Here is a 20,026-nt window from a genome sequence, read left to right as displayed (position 1 = left end):
TATCATGATTTGTCCCGTTTGTGGAGGCAAAAGCACCGGGAAAGTGGGAGTGGACCAGTTTTACTGCTGGGACTGTTTTGTGGAATTTCGCCGTCAGGGCAATGAAATCCAGGTATTTGATGTAGCTGAGGATGGCAGTTTAATGGCCTGGGATGAGGAACTGGCTGAACCCTATCTCTAACAGGAGGTGTCGAACATGGCCAGAAGTTTCTGGAATGGGCTGGTTGCTGGAAGTGTGCTGGGAGCAATCATCGGTTTGGTAGCCGGACCACAGCTTAAACCCACTCCCAAACGGACTTTGCTGGGGAAAACCCGGCGGGTCACAGCCCGGGCGGCCAAAATGGTCAATGATGTGCGGGACGGTGTCAGGGATATCAAAAATATGCTGGATTAAAATGGTGATGGGGATGCACAAAGTTAAAACTATCGCCCGCCGCAGTTTCCTGGTCGGAATGCTGTTGGGGGCGCTCTTTTTTTTCTGGCTGATACGTAAAATCTTACTTCTGTTTCTTGGGGGCTGGCTGCTGGCCTATTTGCTGGGGCCGCTGGTAGCGAGGATGGAGAGCCGGGGGCTCAGTCGGCTGCAAGCCCTGCTGGTGTTATATGCAATCATGACCGGACTGGTGCTGGCAGTAGCCTTTTTTTTGCTGCCGGTATTCCTGCGGGAGCTGAGCCAGGTAGGAGAGGTTTTACCCGGGATCTGGTTACGCTGGGAGGGGTTCTGGCAAAACTGGCTGGCCCGCCTGGACGGAGCCGGTCTGCCCGCCCAGGTGCAAAAAGTGTTGAGTGAACGGCTGGGCCAGGCCCGGGAGGGGGTAGAAGGCTGGCTGGCGCAGGGGGCGGCCGGGATTCTGGCCCTGGCCGGGCAGATCGGCACTATTCTGTTGCTTCCCATCCTTGCCTTTTACTTTCTGCTGGACTGGCAGCGGCTGCATCAAGGCTGGGAATTGCTTTTGCCTGGCAGTGCCCGTCTCCATGCGCTGGCTTTGCTGGATGAACTGGATCAGATAATGAAAAAATTTATCCGCGGTCACTTGCTCATTTGCCTGTTGGTAGGGGCGCTGACTGGGATCGGGATGACCCTGCTAGGGGTACCTTATGCCCTGTTTCTGGGGGTGGTAGCCGGTATCCTGGACTTGATCCCTTTTTTTGGCCCCATCCTGGGCGGGATACCGGCGGTGGTGCTGGCCCTGCAGATCAGCTGGTCAAAAGCGTTGGCGGCTGCGGTGGTGATTCTGGTCATTCAGCAGGTAGAGGCCCATTTGCTTTCACCGAAAATATTAGGGGATGCACTCAATCTGCATCCCCTGACGGTTATCTTCGCCCTGCTGGCCGGAGGGGAAGTGGCGGGGCTGTGGGGACTGCTGCTGGCAGTACCCCTCACGGCGATCGGCAAGGCGATTTTGCGCTATGTGTTTTTGCTGCTGGTTGAATAGCGGTCACATACTATAAGTTCAGCATATAATAAATCACCTACTTGACAAGGGGTGATTTTGATGTCGATGCCACAATTACCTGATGTTACACCAGATATTGAATTATCGAGACGGGATATTAATAATATGTTACTAGCATCGATCGCATTTGAAGAGCTGGCTCTGGCCCATATGCTTAATGCAGAAGCAGAAAAACTTCAGGAAGTGATAACGTCATACCAGAGTATAAGACAACTAGTTAAGATAAATGATAAAGTCAGAGAAGTAATTAAAGTTTTATTATTTAAAGAAATTGTTTTAAGTATGAAGCTGCAAGATGTATTAAGACTGATTAAGGAAGAAAAAAGAAATGTTGGACATACCTAAAGACAAGCCCTAAAAGAAAAATTTATGCATATTTTTTTTGTGTATTCAATATCTATGATAGTGAGAATGAAAGGAGGTAGATTTAATGTCTTTTCCGAACATACCTGACATTAACCCTAACATTACAATTGACAGGGAAGATGTAATAAACCTGCTACTGGCCTCAATTGCTTTTGAAGAACTGGGATTGGCGCACATGATTAATGCCGAGGCAGAAAAAATTCAATTTGTATTAGCTGCTGATCCTCCACCGACCATGCAGGACATTATTACTATTAATCGCAGTGTAGAAAGAACATTGCGAAGCGTTATCAAAAAAGAAATGCTCTTACAGTTTAAACTTGAAGATGTGCTACAGATACCTGCACCGTAAAGGCAAGAGAGGAGGTGTGTGTATATACCCGACTCCCCAATTAATTCATTAATAAAAAACTTGGAACAGGAATTAAGAATTGCTGCAAAGAATAGCATTAATACTAAAGAAAGAGGATATAGCGTAGTATGTATGTGTTTGGTTCGGGCGATCATAGCATTGCTTAATAATAAGGAGATAATATTCCTGAAACAGATAAAATTTGCCTCCGAAATATTGAGGAAAAAAATAAGGGCCCCGTAAAGGGTCATTTTTTTATTTCTTTTTCTGGCGGGGTCCAGGTATTAAATACACAATGATTTTTCGTTTTTTCATAATCCTGAGAAGGCTCATTTTTCATTTCAATTTCTGCTATTAAATCTAATTTTTTTAATAATAGCCATTCTTTTATTATCGCTGCATCTAGAATACGGCTGACGGTTTTGTTTATCGTTAAGAGTTCTCTAGGGCAAATGCTCTTTGATTGATTGAGAATATGTTGTATTTTTTCAGCTTCAGCATTTACCAGATGAGATAAGGCGGTTTCTTCAAGAGCTATAGACTCCAGTAAATCTATAATCACCTGCTTAAATGAAGGTCTAAATTTTTGTTCGGGAATATTCGGCATGCTCATTATGCCATCTCCTTTCAAAACTTTGTTTCGTTGAAAATATATGCATACTTGACCTTAGGTATAACATCAAAATGTCCCTGTTCATACAATGGTAAAAAAAGTATAGGGTGGCCAGAACAATGGTTGATTTTGGGTTTATTGTTAGTAAAAACAAAATCATAACACATACCTTCAAAAGAATAATTAAAGAATTATCCGTTCAACGTATTGAGAAATATCTTTTATTAACACTTGATGAGCTATCTTTAGTAGATCTAACAGCAAAAGGAATATTAATCAACCAAATGGATGAGGTTTCATTCGAAGGCCCAGTCCCAGAAGTCATTTTAAATACAGTAGTGTTCCGCAAATCTAAAAATAAAAAAATAATGAAACAGCTTAGGATGGAGGAAAAAATCACATTGATTAACCCGATTAATAAAATTTATCCTGCTAAAATTTATGAAATTTTGCGTTACAGCGAGTTATACGATAAATACTTATTGGAAAGGTTGAACTCTGAAAGTATAACCAATTGTATTGCTGTTTCGCAAAAAGACTCTTATGCCCCCTGGTTTTATTTCTCTAAAAACCATAAAGATAGTTATTTGATTGTCAAGAACAACTATAAATCTATAATAGATAAAGATGCTCAAAAAAAATTATTTTATAACTTAATAAAAAAGAAATATGCATACTATAAGATTGATGCGACTTATAAAGAATTAGAGTTTAAACGAATTTACTGTCAAAAAAGGGGTATGAGGGATTGGCTTATCTATGATTCTGAGGGGAGAACTATGGAAGAAAAAGATGTGGTTGAGTTACTAAATTATTTGATGTGGTATTTGCCAGGGTTGGCTAACTGCTATATGGACTTTGCGTATATTCCGAAAACGAAACAATTTTATTTGATTAATATTAGTGGCTGGGATTTTCGTATTTTTAATAAAAAAAGGATTGCAAAATTATATCTTGAAACTGCAATTTCGTACCTAGCTTTCCGAAGGAGAGAAATTAATCATGAAACTATACAATATTAGCCCTTTAGAAAGTGACAAAAATCTTGTCGTATCAGGATGTATAGAATTCATAAAAATTTCAGGGATAGAAACTGAAGTCTGTTTTGGTAAAAGCAAGGGGAAAGCCCGAGTTTTTTTTAATAAGGACCTGCCAGAAACAGAAATCAAAATCAGCAAAAAACTAATTGACAACCTAATGATTAAAACTTGTTGTAGTTATCAGCTTAAAGTAACAGATAAATCATTGGAGTTTGGTCCAGTATTGGGTTTTTTATTGGGGGAACAAAGCTATTTGTATCATAATAATAATTTAAGTGAATTGACTGATAGTCTGGAAAATATAAAATATGGGGGACTGTATCTGGCATTTAAAGCCAGCAATATTGATTGGACTGAAAAAAAGGTTTACGGCCTCTATTTTAATCCTGACAAAAAATATTGGTTTTATGGAGTATTACCTTTGCCCCAGGTTATTTTTCGTAGAGCTTTTAGTAGTAATAAAAGAGAAATTAAAAAAATTATAGATAATGGAATAGAAATTTTTAACTCAAGGCGACTTGATAAATGGCAGACCTATATCTTTCTGCGGGAAAATGAATTAAGTAAATACTTACCTAACACTGAAAGGCTGGCTTCGATTGAATTAGTTACGGAATTTTTGAAAAAACATACTAAAATCGTCCTTAAACCAGCTAATTTATCTCGAGGTCGAGGGATCTGTTTCCTGGAGTTAGATGATGATGGCAAAATTTTTGTTAATGACTACAGGGGCAGACGACCTCAAAATTATTATTTGGATGAGCTGAACAGTTTTATTAAAGAAGGTAAATTTATAGAACAAGGATATATTATCCAGGAATATATTAGACTACTAAGCTATGCTGGTGTTCCTTTTGATGTGAGAGTAATAGTCCAGAAAAATAAATATAGGACATGGGAAGTTACAGGTAAAGAATGTCGGTTACCTGCCAGCAAAGGACTTGTAACCAATTTGGCTCGCGGTGGTAAGGTTTTAGAACTGAAAAATATATTTGATAACGAACAGCATAATTTAATGAAATTAGAGCAAGACATTAATAACCTGGCTATTTCTGTGGCAAATCAAATGGACTTTTTGGGAGAAAATTTTGGGGAATTTGGTTTGGACATAGCTATTGACCAAAATTTAAAGCTATGGCTGATTGAAGTAAATTTTCGTCCGACTTATAAGGGATTTAAAATACTAGACAAAAACAAATACTTTGAAATTGCCTCTAAACCGTTGAAATATGCTATTTCTTTAAGCGGATTTGAGATTTGGGAGGTGCGACCGACTGATCATGCAAGTGAGGCTGAAATCAATACCAGACCATAAGAACACAGTTTGTATTAGCAAAGCCTTTGCTGTTAAAGTGGGAATTGCAGAACGGATACGTACTTACTTAAAGTTTGGTCGAAATTTTACAGAAATAAAAATTGTTTTAGAAGGTAAGTATAACGATGAAATAATAGGCATTAGCGAGAACGTATTACAAAAACTGGCAATTCCGCTGTTTTGCGATTATGAAATTCTTGTAAAAGAGCATTGTATAGAATTGGGGCCATTTGTTGGTATACTGGCAGGATATACAGAGAGTAATGTTGCTAAAAGAAGAAAATTTTTTTTAAATTATACTTCTTGTTATCATAAAATTAATGGAGTGATTTTACTGTTTTCTTTGGAACAGATAGATAGACAACTGGAAAAAGTCAATGCTTTTATTTATAATCCCCAAAAAAAAGATTGGGAAAAAGGAATGACAGGGATACCAGCAGTTATTTTTAAAAAAATAAGATTAAGCCAGCAGTGGCGTGATTTTTTGGTTAATAACACTGGTGGCTATGTATTTAATGATTATGTGCCTGACAAATATGAAGTTTATCTGTGGTTGAGAGATGAACAAGAAATTGTAAACGTTATTAATATACCTGAAACTATCAAACTTACTTCTAAACATCAGTTGATTAATATGGTTGCAAAATTTTCGGAATTAATGTTAAAACCGATTAAAGGGAGCCAGGGAAAAGGCATCGAAGTTATAAACCAGAACAATTACAATGAGTACATTAATCAAAAAATCTATAGCGGAAATTATATTTTGCAACAAAGAATTACTCTGCTAAATATCGAAAATAGCATAGTTGATTTTAGATTGATTCTTGTTAAAAATGAAAAAGGCTATTGGGAACCTATGGACTTAATAGTAAGATTGGGTGATCCGGGGAAAGCAGTTAGCAATGTTTCTGCAGGGGGCAAAGCTCTGGATTATTGCCAGTTCATAGAACGCTACCAGGTAGGGGAACGTCTGAAAGCAGTTAATTTTAAAGAGACTTTGAGCCAAATTGCCCTGTTAATTGCTAATTCAATAGTTAAGAAAGGCATACATCTTGGTAACCTGGGCATCGATTTTGCTTTGGATGAAAAGCTGGATTTATGGCTGATTGAAGTGAATTCACTCGACCCCAATCATACGATAGTTATGGATGCAGGAAAGGATCGATCAGCTTTGCAAAAAATATACTATAAAAACATGGCTTACGCACGCTTTCTTGCCGGATATTAAAAAAACCGCCGTCAGGCGGTTTTTACAATTGCCGCAAAAAAGCCACCAGATCCTTTTTCTCCTGATCACTCAGCTTCAATTCCAGCACCAGGTTGAAAAACTCCACCGTATCCTCGATGGTCAACAATCTCCCATCATGCAGGTAAGGTGGACTATCCTTTAATCCCCGTAACGGGAAAGTCTTGATAGGCCCTTCCGGGCGGCCTTCATAGAAGCGTTCAACCTTCAGATCATGGGCCAGATTGTCGGTATAATAGGGAGCGGGATGGCACTTGCTGCAGCGGCCTTTGCCGAAGAAGATCTGCTCTCCCCGCAGTTCTGCTTCAGTGGCTTTGGCTGGATTGAGGCGACCATATTCATTCAGCTTGGGTGCGTGTGGGAAATCCAGCATGTTAATAAACTGGGCCATGTGCATTACCTGTTCCCGGGACAGGGGATTGATGCCCTTTTTGGCAGCAGCTACATGGTCGCCATCAAAATAGGCGGACCGCTGTTCAAATTCGGTGAAATCCTCGACGGAACGCAGGGAACGCTTGGAACCGAATAGCTGCTGGATAAAGGTGCCGCGCAAGCTGGGAGTATCGATGCGGAAACGGGCTTCCTGGGGCCGGTTGTCAGGGTTAAGATGGAATTGACCGGTGGTGTGGCCATTAACATGGCAATCGAAACAGGAAACCCCCTGGCTGGGCTTTTCCGATTTGCGGTCATCGGTAGCATTGAACTGTTGCTGGGGGAAGCGGGTGACTAACAGGCGCAGGCCTTCCAGCTGGACGGGGGTGAGGATGTCCTTGAACAGCTCGTAGAAATTATCCAGAGTGACCACCTGGCCTCGCGAGACATCGCCCAGCTCGGGGCGGGTAGTCAGGAAAATGGCCGGCGGAAATTCCGGCAGATAGGCGTCAGGTAAATCGAAATCCACATCAAAGCGGGTCAGCTCGGGAAACTGCTTCAGTTGTATCGGAGGAAAGACCATACCGCCATTGGCCGGATGGGGATGAGGTAAAGGCAAATAGGGGAATAGCCCCTTTTTCTTGATTTCTTCCGGGCTCATACCTGCTAGCTCCTGCCAGGTTATCCCTTTCTTTAGACGGGCGGTTGGACCTACCGGAATGGGTTTACCACGGGACATGGTAACTTCCTTGGTGGTTTTACCGGTCAGGTTATAGCGTTCTTCCAGCAATTTGCGCTGCCGGGCCATGACTTCCGGCTTTTCTTTTTTCTCCTTCTCCATGACCTCCTTGAAATTGCTGCGTTTCCAGGACCAGACATTCAGGGCTTTGCTGCCCGGGGTCAGAAAAGCCAGAGCGGCGGCCAGGAAGCCGATAGCCAGGATACCGGCAGTTACTTTTAGTAAAAATCGTTTCAAACTGCGATAGGCCAGAAACATAAAACCCCTCCCTTCGGACAATTTCCCTAACAATTTATGTCCGCCAGGCAGGGGATATGCGTTGAACATCATTTTAATTTCAACAGGTTTTTCTTTTTCTCAGCATGTACTCGTAAAATCCCCCACATTCCCGCCTCGACATCCCAGCGTAAGACCCCCGCCCGGTAGAGATAATCCCCCGGCACTCTGAATCTGCCCCCGGCTTTTTCCCGTAAATACAGGGTCCAGCTGTTGCCAATGCTCACTTTTCCCTGGCAGGCGATAATACTGGTCCCCAGAGTCCAGGTATGGCCGTGAATGAGGAAAGAGGTATTGCGGGGTTTGCTGGCAGCCATGCCGAAGTGAAAGACCAGGGGTTCACCGGTATAGGCTTCAAACAGGGGTGTTGCCGGGTCACCATGAACAGCTGAGCTGAAGACCAGGGCCGGATCGGGGTTGAAGGCCAGTCGGTTAGCCAGCCGTTCACTGCGGTAATTGAAGGCTTTATGTCCCTGATCTTCAAAGTCCTCAACTTCCTGCGGGTCAGGTATCCGCTGACCCTGCTGATCAAAAAGTTCAATACCGTTGTGGGCAATGACTGCGAATTCCCGGTAGGGCGGTTGGCCAGGAGGATAGATGAGTAAATGAGCGCCATGGCTGCGGGGTTTGCCGCTATAGGGATCAAGCCAGTAGGAACCTGGCGGTTCAACAATTATGGCTCCGAACAGCCCCCGTTGCCGGTGGTTGCGCAGGTCAGTCATACTGTAGAAGAAATGCAGGCCCGGGACGTCAGCCTGAAAGCGGTAGAGCCGGGAAGCGCCGGGAGGGATAGTGCTGTCGGGATTAAAGCCGACGGCAGCGCCATCCTGTTCCGGACCCAGATAGGTCAGGGTCTGGATGTGCAGGGAAACCCGGCTGGAGGCAGGCCAGGGTATTTGCAGGGGCACTTCCGGGAAGGTGGCTGAAGGCAGGTACTCCGGCAGTTTGTTGGTGAGGTGGATTTCCACCACTTCACCCAGGTTGGCCCGCAGCAGCAAGGGTTCGGGAACAAGCGTTCCCTGCCGTATGGCCGCCTCATCGCGAGCCAGAGCGAAAAGCAGCCCATTGGGATCATGATCACCAAAGCGGTTATACACAATGGGGTGAGCCATGGCTACCACCTGGTAACGCCGCACCGGACCGGCTGGCAATGGCCGGATGGGAGCGGTCAGAGGCAGATATTGCCGGTCAGGCAACGGGTGCAAATGGGCAACCGGTCGGACATGGACCCGGAAAATACCCCATAGACCCAGCCAGAGGTCATCGATGCCGCCGAAATAATAGAGATAATCGGTGCGCTGCCGGGCCCGGGCGGTGAAAAAGAAATTGAAGGCTTCCGAAATACCGATGGTCTGGCTGGAAGTACGGGGGGGTGCCGGATCCCGGGGCTGACGGTGCCAGCGGTGGCCGTGTATAATAAAGGAATGCTGTTCTTCATGGGCCCCATCCAGCAGCCGGATGCGGACGGGATCGCCGGCATAGGCTTCCAGCAGGGGGGTATCGGGCTCGCCGTGCACCCGGGAGCTGAAGACATAAGCCGGATCCCCGGGACGGAACAGAAATGGAGTACAGCGGTAGTTGATTCCCATCACGCCCGGGTCCTGGGGCGAATCAGGAAAAGGCGGCGGATTCAGGGGTTGCCCTTCCCGATCGAACAGCAGGGCAAAGTCATGGACAAAGAGGACGAATTCCCGAAAATCCGGCAGGAAAGGGTTGTGGATGATGGCCCTGGTGCCGGATTTCAAGGGTTTGCCGGTACCGGGATCGAGATAAATGGAATGAGGTGGCTCTACGATCAGGGCGCCGAAGACCCCGTGTTGCTGGTGCAGGTTGGCAAATTGATGGTCATGGAAAAAAACTGCATGCAATTCCCGGTCACAGTACCACTGGTAGACAATGGTCTCACCATAAGGGGCGCTGCTGTCGTAGTTCCAGCCATTGGCGGCTCCGTCGGAACATTGAACATCGAATTTCACCAGATGGATATGGATACCGGCTTCAGTGGTATGATGCCGGTTTTGAAAAGCATTGCCACCCAGTTGCAGGGGGAATTTGTTGGTGAATTTCACCCGCACCACTTCACCGGCATTGGCCCGAATCACCAGAGGTTCTGGGACTTTCTGGCCGGATAAGACAGCCTCTTCATCTTCGGCCAGTACGTACAGGCGTCCCTCCGGGTCATGCCAGCCCTGCTGATTGTAGACCAGGTCACGGCTGATACCGACAATCTCATATTCCCGTACCGGGGCATCGGGAGGGGCTGGATTGGCGAAAACCGCACCGGGCCGGGCATTGGCAGCAAAGGCGGCCCGTTCCAGCGGTGTCGGATCTCGTACGCCGACTATGCCCAGTGGGGGAGCCGGGGGTTTTTGACCGAAAATGCCAGGAATAAAGAGGGGGAAGCCGGGGCGTTCCGGAGCAGGCGCTGGCGGCGGCTGGCGGTCAGGCAAAGGCTGCAGGGCCTTGATGGGGGTGCCATCGGGGTAGAAACGGCTGCCATCTTCCAGCACATCATGGGTACGCCAGAGGCCCCACATACCATTATCGAAATGAGGATAGAGATGACAGTGAAAAATAGCGTCTCCGAAGCTACGGGCCAGGCTGCCGGCACCGTACAGGGGTTTGAAGGTATAGGTTTCCTGGGGGCTGATGCTGATCGAGTCGATGATGGGAGAGCGGGGATTATCCGGTTCCAGATGCCACTGGTAGAGATGAAGATGAAAGACATGGGTTTCCTTGATTCCGGCATGAATGAGATGGAAAACCGCCGGGTCCCCGATATAAGCGTGGAAAACAGGAGTGGCCGGATCACCGTGTACCCAGGAGCTCATCATACATTCCTCGCCGCTGCAGCCCCCGCGGGGCGGCCGAATGCGGCTGGGTTCGGAGCGATAACTGATGGTATGCACTTCCACCACTGGCTCCGGATGCATGGGATCGATGATGGGGCCGCCATCAGCTGCCACGGCCGGGAATTCGTCATGGAAGAAGACGACATATTCCCGAAAGGAGGGACGTCCGGGCGGGTGAATATCGGCTGCGGTGCCACTGGGCAATTCGCCTCCTGTCTCGGGATCGGTCCAGCGGGAGCCGGGAGGTTCGACGATCAGTGCGCCCCAGAGGCCATTGGCATTGCTGCCAGTCTCACTGCTGAGGGGGTTGGCCAGGTCATTGAACAGGTAGGCCCCTTCCCGGGGACAGAACCAGCGATAGGTGATAGAGCCACCCGGTGGGGCCAGGGATGACTGGTTCAGGCCCACCAGGCTGCCGTCACTTGTCTGTATGGAATAGGCGGCTTTTTGGATATGCATGGAGACCGGGAAGGGCAGCTGGTTTTCCAGCAGCACTTCCACCCATTCGCCGGCACAGGCCCGGATGACCAGGGGCTGGACCAGAGACACCGGTTGTCCGGGGTTGCTGGCAATTTGTTGCCGTAGTTCAGCTTCCCTTTCTTTCAGGACAAACATCATGCCATTGGGATTGTATTCGCCAGCCCTGTTGAGCACGATGGGCACAGAAAGAGCTACTACATGGTAGTAACGGGCAGGTGCAGACACGGGCATCCCTCCCGCTATTTGTTCCTTCTCTATATTATGGACCGCCGGGCAAATGAGTGCTTTGACACCTTTCTGGCTTTATGCCCATAAAATATAGCAAAAAAGCCCGGAGGTGGGCAAAATGGGCCATAATGATGACTGTAGCAAAGACAAACTGAAAGTGAAAATTCGCCAGTCGGAGGATGGGCGAAAGAAAAAAATCAAACTGGAAAATGACTTTATGTCCATCAGTATCCGTATTAAGGATGCTAAAGTTGATGTGGACTGCGATGGAGATTAATGCAAATATTGTCCATAAAATTGCAACTTTTAAAAAATGAGTCTTTAATCACAAGGATTTATTAGAATTGTAGCGAAGTATTAAAAATAAAAAATGGCAGCATGAGGAGAGCGAACAGGATGAAAGAAAAAGAAAGAGAAAATCTAATAGACATGGCTTTAGCGGAGAATACTGCTGGTAGTCTGGCCCGAGCCACTGGTCAGGCTTTTTTCCAGCAGCTTGTTTATTATCTGGCCCGCTTGTTGAAAATGAGCCATGTGCTGGTGGGTGAATATTTACCGGAAACTAACCAGGTGCGCACTGTTGCCGTTTGGGCTGAAGGGTTGGCCTGGGATAATTTCTGCTTTAATCTGAAGGAACTCCCCTGTGCCAGGCTGATAGCAGGACAGTTTTGTTGCTGCCCGCAGGGGTTGAGCCAGGCTCCGACATTCCCTCTCCTGAAGGGAAAGTTAGAAAGCTGTGTTGCTGCTCCCCTTCTTGATGCTGAAGGGAGATTGCTGGGGCTCTTGCTGGCCCTGGATCGTCAGCCTCTACGGGATCAGCAAGTGGTAGAAAAAGTGCTAAAGATTTTTACCATGCGGGCTGTATTGGAACTGGAACGCCTGCAACTGGAGGAAAAATTGCGGCAAATGGCTTACCGGGACCCGGTGACGGGTTTACCAAACCGGCGCTGGTTTTGTGAGCAGCTGGCCCAGGCTTTAGAACTGGTAAGGCTAAACCTGGACACGGTGGCGGTTATGTTCGTGGACCTGGACCGGTTGAAATTTGTCAATGATACTCTGGGCTTTCTGGCGGGAGATGAATTGCTGTTGCAAACAGCCCGGCGCCTGCTGGAGAGCGGGGGAGAAAAGCTGCGGATTGCTCGTCTCAGCGGGGATAAATTTGCCGTCCTGGCTCAGGGGATTGGGACAGAGAAGGAAGCGCTGGAGCTGGCCCGCAGGCTGATTAAAATTATGGCAGAGCCGTTTAAGATCAAAGGGGAAAAAATCTATACTTCCGTCAGTATCGGGATTACCCTGGCTCCTCAGCAGGGCATTGATAAAGAGGAATTAATGAGGCAGGCGGATACCGCCCTGTTTGAAGCCAAGGAACAGGGTCGCAATCTTTGCCGGGTCTTTGATCGGGACATGGGGGCCAAAAGCCTGGAAAACATGCAGCTGAAAGCCGATCTGGACCAGGCCCTGGCGCAGAAGGAATTAAGCCTGCATTATCAGCCCCAGGTGCTGGTGGAAAACGGTCAGTTGATAGGAGTGGAAGCATTACTGCGCTGGCAACATCGGGACAAAGGTCCCATCAGCCCCGGCGATTTTATTCCCCTTGCCGAAGAAAGCGGCCTGATTGTTCCCATCGGGGAATGGGTACTCTACCAGGCCTGCCGGCAAAACCGGCTCTGGCAGGAAGCGGGGCTTTCTTCCCTGCGGGTGGCAGTTAACATTTCCGCCCGCCAGTTTCTTCAGGATGATTTTGTACCCATGGTCAAGGGAATACTGAAGGAAACCGGCCTGGATCCCCGCTGGCTGGAGCTGGAGATTACTGAAAGCACCGCTATTAAAGATGTAGAGCGAACCATTGATATTCTCAAGGAACTGCGAGAACTGGGGATTCATGTAGCCATCGATGATTTCGGTACGGGTTATTCTTCCCTCAGTTATTTGACCCGTTTTCCTTTAACTGCCTTGAAGATAGACAAGTCCTTTATCCGTCAGGCACCTCATCATCCCAGTGACACTACGGTGGTAACCGCTATTATTCGCCTGGGACAGGCCCTGAATTTACATGTAGTGGCGGAAGGGGTGGAAACCCGGGAACAGCTGGAGTTTCTGCGGGAAAGCCAGTGCCACCTGGCCCAGGGTTTCTACTTTGGCAAACCCTTACCACCGGGGGAAATTGTGCCCTTGCTGCTGCGCCGCATTTGACATTGCTTGCCAGAACCCCTATGATGGTAAAAGGGGGGGGAGCAAGATGTTTGACCGGGAGAAAGGGAGAATAAAAGTAATCTTTGGTGAGCGCGGGGCCAATTTTCCTTACAGTAACAACCTCTACCTGGAAGGCAAGGAAGTCAAGGCTCTGGTGGATGCCGGGGCCGGAGAGGAAAAACTGCAGGCCCTGAAAGCAAGGTTGCCGGTAGAGCGGGTCTATCTGACCCACTACCATTTTGACCATGTAGTCTATACCTATTTGTTTAAAGAACAGGCGGAAATCTGGAGTAATCCCATCGATGCCCCTAATTTACTGGATTTACGGCAGCTAGTGCGCACTATTGGGATAACCTGGGCCCTGGGAGAGGAAAAAGTAGCGGCCTGGCTGGCGGATTTGCAGGCTGATCGGATCAAGGGACAGAGTCTGGCTCCCTGGGGTCGCCAGGAATGGCTCTGGTCCACCGGCCGAGTTGATGGGACCTATCCTTATGGAGAACCGATGGACCTGGGGGATTTACCCCTGGTCTTCCTGCATACACCGGGCCATACTGCCGGCATGGCCTGTCTCTGGTTCCCGGAGGAGAAACTGGTCTTTACTGCTGACGTGGATCTGACGGAATTCGGGCCCTGGTATATGGGGGAAGATGGGGACATCACCGCCTACCGGCAGTCGGCTCTGGCTTTGCTGGAACTGCCGGCAAAATACTATCTTACCTCGCATGTACCTGAGCTATTGAGTAAAGATGAGTTTTATCGGCGTTTAAAGGAATACTTGCAAATTATCGACCATAAACATGAAAAAATCCTGACTCTCTGGCGTCAGGGTCTTTCGGTAGCTGAAATCGCAGTCCAGGGGATTTTTTATCCTGCCCGTTTCCAGGTGGATCCCTGGATCAATGCCTGGGAACAGTTGACCATCCGCAAACATCTGCAGCTGGCAGAAGGGGAATGAAGATGGATAAAAAACAGGTAGCCCATGTGCTGGAAGAAATCGGCAAGTTGCTGGAACTGAAAGGGGAAAACCCCTTTAAGGCCCGGGCTTTTTACGGCGGGGCCCGCATTGTGGAGACCCTGACCGAAGACCTGAACCAGCTGGTTGACAGCGGCCAGCTGGAAGAAATCAAAGGTATCGGCAAGAGCCTGGCGGAACAAATCCGGGAGCTGGTAGTAGAGGGGCGGTCCTCTGCCTATGAAGAACTGCGGAATGAGTTTCCGCCAGGCGTGCTGGAAATGCTGGCGATACCCGGACTGGGCCCGAAAAAAGTGGGAACCTTATACCGGGAGCTGGGAATCAGTAATCCCGGGGAACTGGAATATGCCTGCCGGGAGAATCGGCTCCTGACCCTGCCGGGTTTTGGGGCCAAAAGCCAGGCCAATATTCTGGCCGCTATCGAGAAACGGCGGGAATATGCCGGGCGCTGGCGCTGGGCTGAGGCCAATGTCATCGGCTTTGACTTGCTGGCCGAGCTGCGTCTGTTGCCTCAGGTTAAGCGCGCCGAGATGGCGGGCAGCTGGCGCCGTTTACTGGAAGTGGTCAAGGATCTGGACCTGGTGGTGGAACTGGCCCCGGGTACTGACTGGCAGCAATTCCGGGCAGCTCTGGAGCAACTGTCCCTGGTCAAAGCGGTATCAAGTGGCGGCGAAAACAAGCTGACTCTGGAGCTGATGTCTGGTATCAACTGTGACCTGCGGCTGGCCAAAGGAGAGGAATTCGCCTGGACCTGGCTCCATTTTACCGGCAGCAAGGAACACAATACTCTCCTGCGCCAGCGGGCCAAAAAACAGGGCTTAAAGCTCAATGAATACGGCCTGTTCCAGGAAGAGAAACCGGTAGCCGCTGCTACTTCTGAGCGTGAGGCCTATGCAGCCCTGGGCCTGCCTTATATCCCGCCGGAGCTGCGAGAGGGTCTGGGCGAGATTGAAGTGGCGGAAAAGGGGCAGCTGCCAGAACTGGTGAACCTTTCTGATCTGAAGGGAGTATGGCATGTCCATACCAATTACAGTGATGGCATCCACACCCTGGCGGATATGGCTGAGGCCGCCCGCAGGCTGGGCTGGAAATTTCTTGGTATCGCTGACCACAGCCGCTCTGCTTATTATGCCCACGGTCTCTCCCTGGAGGATATCCAGCGCCAGCAGCGGGAGATTGATGTCCTCAACCGTAAGTGGCAGGAAGAAGGCATAGATTTTCGCCTCTTGAAAGGGATAGAAGTGGATATCCTGCCTGATGGTGGGCTGGATTATCCTGATGAGGTGCTGGCCAGCTTTGATTTTGTTATTGCTTCTGTCCATTCCGGTTTTAAACAGGATGAAAAGCTGATGACCCGGCGCCTGCTGCGAGCTCTGGAGCATCCAGCGGTCACCATGCTGGGCCATCCCACGGGCAGATTGTTGCTGGCCCGGCCAGGGTATCCGGTGGATCTGGAAGAGATTTTGCAGGCTGCTTCCCGCTATGGCAAGGCCATTGAACTCAATGCCAATCCCTATCGCCTGGACCTGGACTGGCGCTGGTGCCGCCGGGCCCGGGAGCTGGGAGTTAAAATCGCCATCAATCCCGATGCCCATCGCCGGGAAGAACTGGGCTATGTCATTTATGGGGTCAATATCGCCCGTAAAGGCTGGTTAACTGCAAAGGATGTCCTGAATAGCCAAATCCCTCCTTGGAAAAGCTAACCCGGGGAGGGATTTTTTATGCTTAATTGCATAATCCTCTCAGCTCTGATCATGAATTACGGGGTACACCCTATGTTTTGGTTGCTAGAGGCAAGGCTTACCAGGTACTGCAAAATGCTCCTCCTTATACACCCCTGCCGGCGACTTTTCTTAAAGACCAGGTGGAAAAAGTTGCTTCTGGTACTTCTGGTACTGTAAAAGTGAAAATGGGAGATTTTCTTGCTGCCCTGGCCAGCCAGGGAGCACAGGCACCGCTGGCGACAGCGGTTGAGCCACTGAGCTGGCAAAAATACAGCCGGGAGGTTTTAGGGCTGGAGGTAGAACAACGGGGGGAATTATTGCCGGAAAGAGTACTCTATATGGCTGGGGCAGCCTTTTTAAAAGGTACACGGCTAGCAGGCTGGCTGGATGCCAGAGAGACCCGGGGGGTATTGTGGGTTAAAGGCAAGGTACAGAGCGGGATTATCGTTGCACCCCAGCCAGGAGGAGGAAAAATTTCCTTTGAAATTATTCGGATAGAAAAAAGACGGCTCAAGCCTGGCTGGCGAAATGGTAAACCCTATTATCAATTAGAGTTGGAGGTGGAAGGCAATCTCGGGGAAAAAAGCGGATTTACCAACCCGGCTACTGGTCCGAATGTAAAGCAATTGGAACAGCACTTAACCAGAATGATACTTCAGGAAATTCAACTGGCCTGGAACAAACAACGCCAGACCCGAGCCGATATATTCGGTCTGGGGGCGGCGCTAGCTGCTGAAAAACCGGAAATTTGGGAAAAAGTGAAAGAGCGGTGGAGTGAAGTAATGCCCACCGCTCATCTGGAATTGAAGATTAAAGTAAGAGTACGGCGTTTATCTACCACTATTTATAGTCCCTGGGCGAAAGGGAAGTAAGCAATTCCACCGGGTGTTTCACCAGTACCGGCAGTCCCTGCTGCCGCAAGCCATGGCTGATTTGCAAAATACAGCCTGGACAGGGAGTGACCACTACCTGAGCCCCACTCTGGCGGATATTGGCTACCTTTTCCGCCAGGATAGTCTGGGACAGCTGATAGTTGGTGGCGAAAAAGGTGCCGGCCCCCCCGCAACAGCGGTCAGCCTGAGCCATTTCCCGCACTTCCACTCCCGGCAGCTGCTGCAGGAACAGACGCAGGGCGGCTTTTTGTTTCAGGCCCCGGGCCAGGTGACAGGGGTCATGGATGGTTACAGTCAGGGGTAATGTACTGGAAGCGGTAATTTCCCGCAGGCCTTGCTCGGCCAGGAAAGCGGTAACTTCCCGCGTGCGCTCAGCCCAGGTACGGGCGGTGGCTGCCAGTTCAGTACCGGCCAGCAGCTGGGGGTATTCCTTTAAAGCTGCGCCACAGGAGGCACAATCACTGACTACCCACTGAGCCCCGGCGGTTTCGATTTGCTCTAGTACCCTGGCCGCCAGGCTGACAGCGGTATCACGGGCGCCGTTACCCAGCTGGGGCATACCGCAGCAGTTCAGCTCCGGACTGATTACCACCTCAAAGCCCTGCTGACTCAAGGCCTTTACTGTGGCCTGGGCGATGTGGGGAAAGAGCATGTCAGTTGCACAGCCGAGGAAATAATAGACCCGGCCCCGCTTTTCTCCCTGAGCAGGAGTCACTGTGGGCAGCAGCTGACGGGCCCGTTGCCTGGGGACGGTGGTCAGGACGGCTTCCGCCTGCCCTAGAGAGCCGGGCAGCAACCGGGTCAACCCCAGCCCCCGGGCCAGGCTGCGGATACCCAGATGCTGATAGGCCTTGAGCAGCTCACCGGCCAGAGAGAGAAAACGGGTTCTGGGCCAGAGCTTGCCGAAGAGCTGGCGCTTGAATTTATAATACCCTTTCTTGGCCAGATGGCTGCGGGCGATACTGACATAGCGATGCACGGGAATCCCGGAAGGGCACTCCTGACTGCAGGCTTCACAGAGCAAACAGGCTGTGAGCTGGCCGGCCATTTCCTCCGACAGGGGCAGTTTTTCCTTGTGCAGCATTTCGGTCAGAAACACCTTGCCCCGGGGAGCGGCCGACTCCTTGCCCAGCACAGCAAAAACGGGACAGACGGAACGGCACTGGCCGCAGCGCACGCATTTTTTCAGCTGATTTAACAGTTCCGGTTCATGGGCCAGCATTTAGCTCTCCTCCTCAGGCAGCAGCACTTTCCCCGGATTCATGATATTTTTGGGATCCAGAGCTTTTTTAACTGCCCACATAGCTTTGAGGGCGGAACCGTGTTCCAGCCGTGCATAAGGAGCGCGGACCAGGCCGACGCCATGCTCACCGGTGGTGGTACCGCCCAGTTCCACGGCCAGACGGTGGATAGCATCAGCCAGACGGTGGGCCTGTTCCACTTCTGCCGGGTTTTCCGGGTCGATGACCGGGGCGGTATGGAGGTTGCCATCTCCGATGTGGCCATAGACCACCACCTTGACCCCGAATTCTTCCCCCAGGGCCTGAATGCGGCGCAGCGCCTCGGTTACCTGGGTAAATGGAACCGAAATATCTTCCCCGTGGAAAATCCGGCTGCCATCAGGGCGAACACGGGCAGCGGCAGTTGCCACCACGCCACGGGCGCGCCAGAGATCAGCCATGCGCTTGGGTTCAGTGGCCCATTCGATGCGCAGGGCCCGCTGTCCCACGATTTGCTGAATTTGTTCTCCTTCCCAGGCTACACTGGCGGGATTGCCATCCACTTCAAAGATCAGGATGGCCTGGGCATCCACCGGCAGATTCAGTTCCGGGGCGAATTCACTTACCGCCCGGATGGCGGAATTATCCATAATTTCGATGCCGGAAGGCAGGATACCGGCGCGATAGACGTCCAGGATAGCGGCAGGAGCATCTTCCAGGTTGGCGAAAACCGCCATGGCTATGCCCCGGCCTTTGGGTTTGGGCCAGAGGCGCAGGCGGATATTGGTGATCACACCCAGAGTGCCTTCCGAGCCGACAAAAACCTTGGTCAAATTGAGGCCGGTAACGCTTTTTACCGCTTTGGAACGGGTGCCACCGGTAATAATCACTTCCCCGTTGGGCAGAACCACTTCCAGGCCCAGGACATAGTTTTCTGTGGCTCCGTATTTGACCGCCCGCAGGCCACTGGAATTATTGGCTACCATGCCTCCGATGGTGCACATACGGGTACTGCCAGGGTCAGGGGGAAAGAAAAGTCCATAGGGAGCCAGGGCTTCATTTAGCTCAGCGTGAATGACACCCGGGCGTACCCAGACCTGCATATTGGCGGCATCGATTTCTTCGATGGTTTTCCAGCGGCTCAGGTCCAGTACGATTCCCCCTTTAACAGGAACACAGCCACAGGTTTCCCCGGTTCCGGCTCCCCTGGGGGTGACGGGAATTTCATGCTGCCAGGCCAGTTTCATAATGGCAGCGACTTCAGAAGTAGAGGTCGGGAAAACCACCAGATCAGGTAAAAAACTTTTTTCCCGGGCTAGAAAAGAACTGTCATAAGAATAGTAAGCCAGCTCCAATGGGCTGGTGAGCACTTTCTCATGGCCAAGCATCCGGATAATTTCTGTTTGGATTTGTTGGGCTAAGGCCACCCCGGTTCCCTCCCATGTATATTGAGTCTTATCTTAAAATATTATACGACTACAGCACTCCTCCTGTCTGCCCTAAATGAATAAGTATACAGTATTTTGCAAGCCCTGCTCTTTTCTCTGGTTCTGCGATTGGATAAGATGGAAGGTAGAGGGATGGAGGTAAGCAGCAGCTTCAGAAAACTAGACTATAATTGATTGTATTTAACTGTTTTGCTACATTAAAAGTATGGAACTATTATCCATTGGAGAAGCAGCAAAGT

Annotated in this window: 18 protein-coding genes; 13 read left to right on the top strand and 5 right to left on the bottom strand. The window is 49.6% G+C overall.

The annotated features are described in order from the left end of the window. The first annotated feature begins 4 nt into the window (after positions 1-4). The 5 genes from B5D20_RS13990 to B5D20_RS06585 all read left to right on the top strand — a co-directional run bounded on the left by B5D20_RS13990 (position 5) and on the right by B5D20_RS06585 (position 2,175). A complete protein-coding gene (locus tag B5D20_RS13990; protein ID WP_174182985.1) occupies positions 5-181 on the top strand; it encodes a hypothetical protein in 177 nt (58 codons plus the stop codon). 15 nt (positions 182-196) lie between these two features. Then, on the top strand, positions 197-394 hold the full coding sequence (locus tag B5D20_RS06600) for a hypothetical protein (protein ID WP_078665442.1): 198 nt from the start codon (positions 197-199) through the stop codon (positions 392-394). 13 nt (positions 395-407) lie between these two features. Then, entirely contained in the window at positions 408-1,436 is a 1,029-nt protein-coding gene (locus tag B5D20_RS06595; protein ID WP_159071794.1) for an AI-2E family transporter, read from the top strand. 60 nt (positions 1,437-1,496) lie between these two features. Next, entirely contained in the window at positions 1,497-1,802 is a 306-nt protein-coding gene (locus B5D20_RS06590; protein ID WP_078665440.1) for an alpha-helical endospore appendage domain-containing protein, read from the top strand. 85 nt (positions 1,803-1,887) lie between these two features. Further along, positions 1,888-2,175, top strand: a complete 288-nt coding sequence (locus B5D20_RS06585; RefSeq protein WP_078665439.1) for an alpha-helical endospore appendage domain-containing protein — start codon at positions 1,888-1,890, stop codon at positions 2,173-2,175. A 247-nt stretch (positions 2,176-2,422) separates the two neighbouring features. Here the strand turns inward: B5D20_RS06585 and B5D20_RS06575 are convergent, their stop codons facing one another. Continuing rightward, the gene (locus B5D20_RS06575; protein ID WP_200803478.1) at positions 2,423-2,788 is read right to left on the bottom strand and encodes an alpha-helical endospore appendage domain-containing protein; all 366 of its coding nucleotides are present in this window, start codon (positions 2,786-2,788) and stop codon (positions 2,423-2,425) included. 119 nt (positions 2,789-2,907) lie between these two features. Here B5D20_RS06575 and B5D20_RS06570 point away from each other — a divergent pair, with 119 nt between their 5' ends. Genes B5D20_RS06570 through B5D20_RS06560 form a run of 3 tightly spaced genes read left to right on the top strand, consistent with a single transcriptional unit; the run spans position 2,908 to position 6,371 of the window. Continuing rightward, entirely contained in the window at positions 2,908-3,810 is a 903-nt protein-coding gene (locus B5D20_RS06570) for a hypothetical protein (protein WP_078665437.1), read from the top strand. Beyond that, a complete protein-coding gene (locus B5D20_RS06565; protein ID WP_078665436.1) occupies positions 3,791-5,143 on the top strand; it encodes a YheC/YheD family endospore coat-associated protein in 1,353 nt (450 codons plus the stop codon). The genes B5D20_RS06570 and B5D20_RS06565 overlap by 20 nt, the downstream gene beginning before the upstream one ends. Next, the gene (locus B5D20_RS06560) at positions 5,109-6,371 is read left to right on the top strand and encodes a YheC/YheD family protein (RefSeq protein ID WP_078665435.1); all 1,263 of its coding nucleotides are present in this window, start codon (positions 5,109-5,111) and stop codon (positions 6,369-6,371) included. The genes B5D20_RS06565 and B5D20_RS06560 overlap by 35 nt, the downstream gene beginning before the upstream one ends. Positions 6,372-6,393: 22 nt before the next feature. On the opposite strand, the gene B5D20_RS06555 is transcribed toward B5D20_RS06560, so the two are convergent. Then, the gene (locus B5D20_RS06555; RefSeq protein WP_200803477.1) at positions 6,394-7,758 is read right to left on the bottom strand and encodes a hypothetical protein; all 1,365 of its coding nucleotides are present in this window, start codon (positions 7,756-7,758) and stop codon (positions 6,394-6,396) included. A 68-nt stretch (positions 7,759-7,826) separates the two neighbouring features. Beyond that, positions 7,827-11,333 carry a multicopper oxidase domain-containing protein gene (locus B5D20_RS06550; RefSeq protein WP_242952050.1) on the bottom strand — a complete coding sequence of 1,169 codons (3,507 nt, stop codon included), beginning with the start codon at positions 11,331-11,333 and terminating at the stop codon, positions 7,827-7,829. A gap of 121 nt (positions 11,334-11,454) precedes the next feature. Here B5D20_RS06550 and B5D20_RS13850 point away from each other — a divergent pair, with 121 nt between their 5' ends. The 5 genes from B5D20_RS13850 to B5D20_RS06530 all read left to right on the top strand — a co-directional run bounded on the left by B5D20_RS13850 (position 11,455) and on the right by B5D20_RS06530 (position 17,098). Continuing rightward, positions 11,455-11,613 (top strand): hypothetical protein, encoded by a 159-nt coding sequence (locus B5D20_RS13850; RefSeq protein ID WP_159071795.1) that lies wholly within the window; start codon positions 11,455-11,457, stop codon positions 11,611-11,613. Positions 11,614-11,732: 119 nt separating this feature from the next. Beyond that, complete coding sequence (locus B5D20_RS06545; protein WP_159071796.1) at positions 11,733-13,529, top strand: putative bifunctional diguanylate cyclase/phosphodiesterase; 1,797 nt, start codon at positions 11,733-11,735, stop codon at positions 13,527-13,529. 46 nt (positions 13,530-13,575) lie between these two features. Beyond that, positions 13,576-14,484 carry an MBL fold metallo-hydrolase gene (locus B5D20_RS06540; RefSeq protein ID WP_078665432.1) on the top strand — a complete coding sequence of 303 codons (909 nt, stop codon included), beginning with the start codon at positions 13,576-13,578 and terminating at the stop codon, positions 14,482-14,484. A 2-nt stretch (positions 14,485-14,486) separates the two neighbouring features. Continuing rightward, the gene (gene polX / locus B5D20_RS06535) at positions 14,487-16,205 is read left to right on the top strand and encodes a DNA polymerase/3'-5' exonuclease PolX (RefSeq protein WP_078665431.1); all 1,719 of its coding nucleotides are present in this window, start codon (positions 14,487-14,489) and stop codon (positions 16,203-16,205) included. Between the two features lie 26 nt (positions 16,206-16,231). Continuing rightward, positions 16,232-17,098, top strand: coding sequence for a Ger(x)C family spore germination protein (locus B5D20_RS06530; RefSeq protein ID WP_078665430.1), 867 nt, complete (start codon positions 16,232-16,234; stop codon positions 17,096-17,098). Here the strand turns inward: B5D20_RS06530 and B5D20_RS06525 are convergent. Both B5D20_RS06525 and B5D20_RS06520 read right to left on the bottom strand, forming a co-directional pair. Next, the gene (locus B5D20_RS06525) at positions 17,067-18,341 is read right to left on the bottom strand and encodes a (Fe-S)-binding protein (protein ID WP_078665429.1); all 1,275 of its coding nucleotides are present in this window, start codon (positions 18,339-18,341) and stop codon (positions 17,067-17,069) included. The two genes, B5D20_RS06530 and B5D20_RS06525, sit on opposite strands and share 32 nt — an antisense overlap. Next, on the bottom strand, positions 18,342-19,766 hold the full coding sequence (locus B5D20_RS06520) for an FAD-binding oxidoreductase (RefSeq protein WP_423230531.1): 1,425 nt from the start codon (positions 19,764-19,766) through the stop codon (positions 18,342-18,344). Positions 19,767-20,026: the final 260 nt, after the last annotated feature.

The sequence above is a fragment of the Carboxydocella sporoproducens DSM 16521 genome, from assembly GCF_900167165.1.
Lineage (GTDB): Bacteria > Bacillota.
Note: the sequence above shows the minus strand (reverse complement) of the source record. Positions and strands in the feature narration are given on the sequence as shown.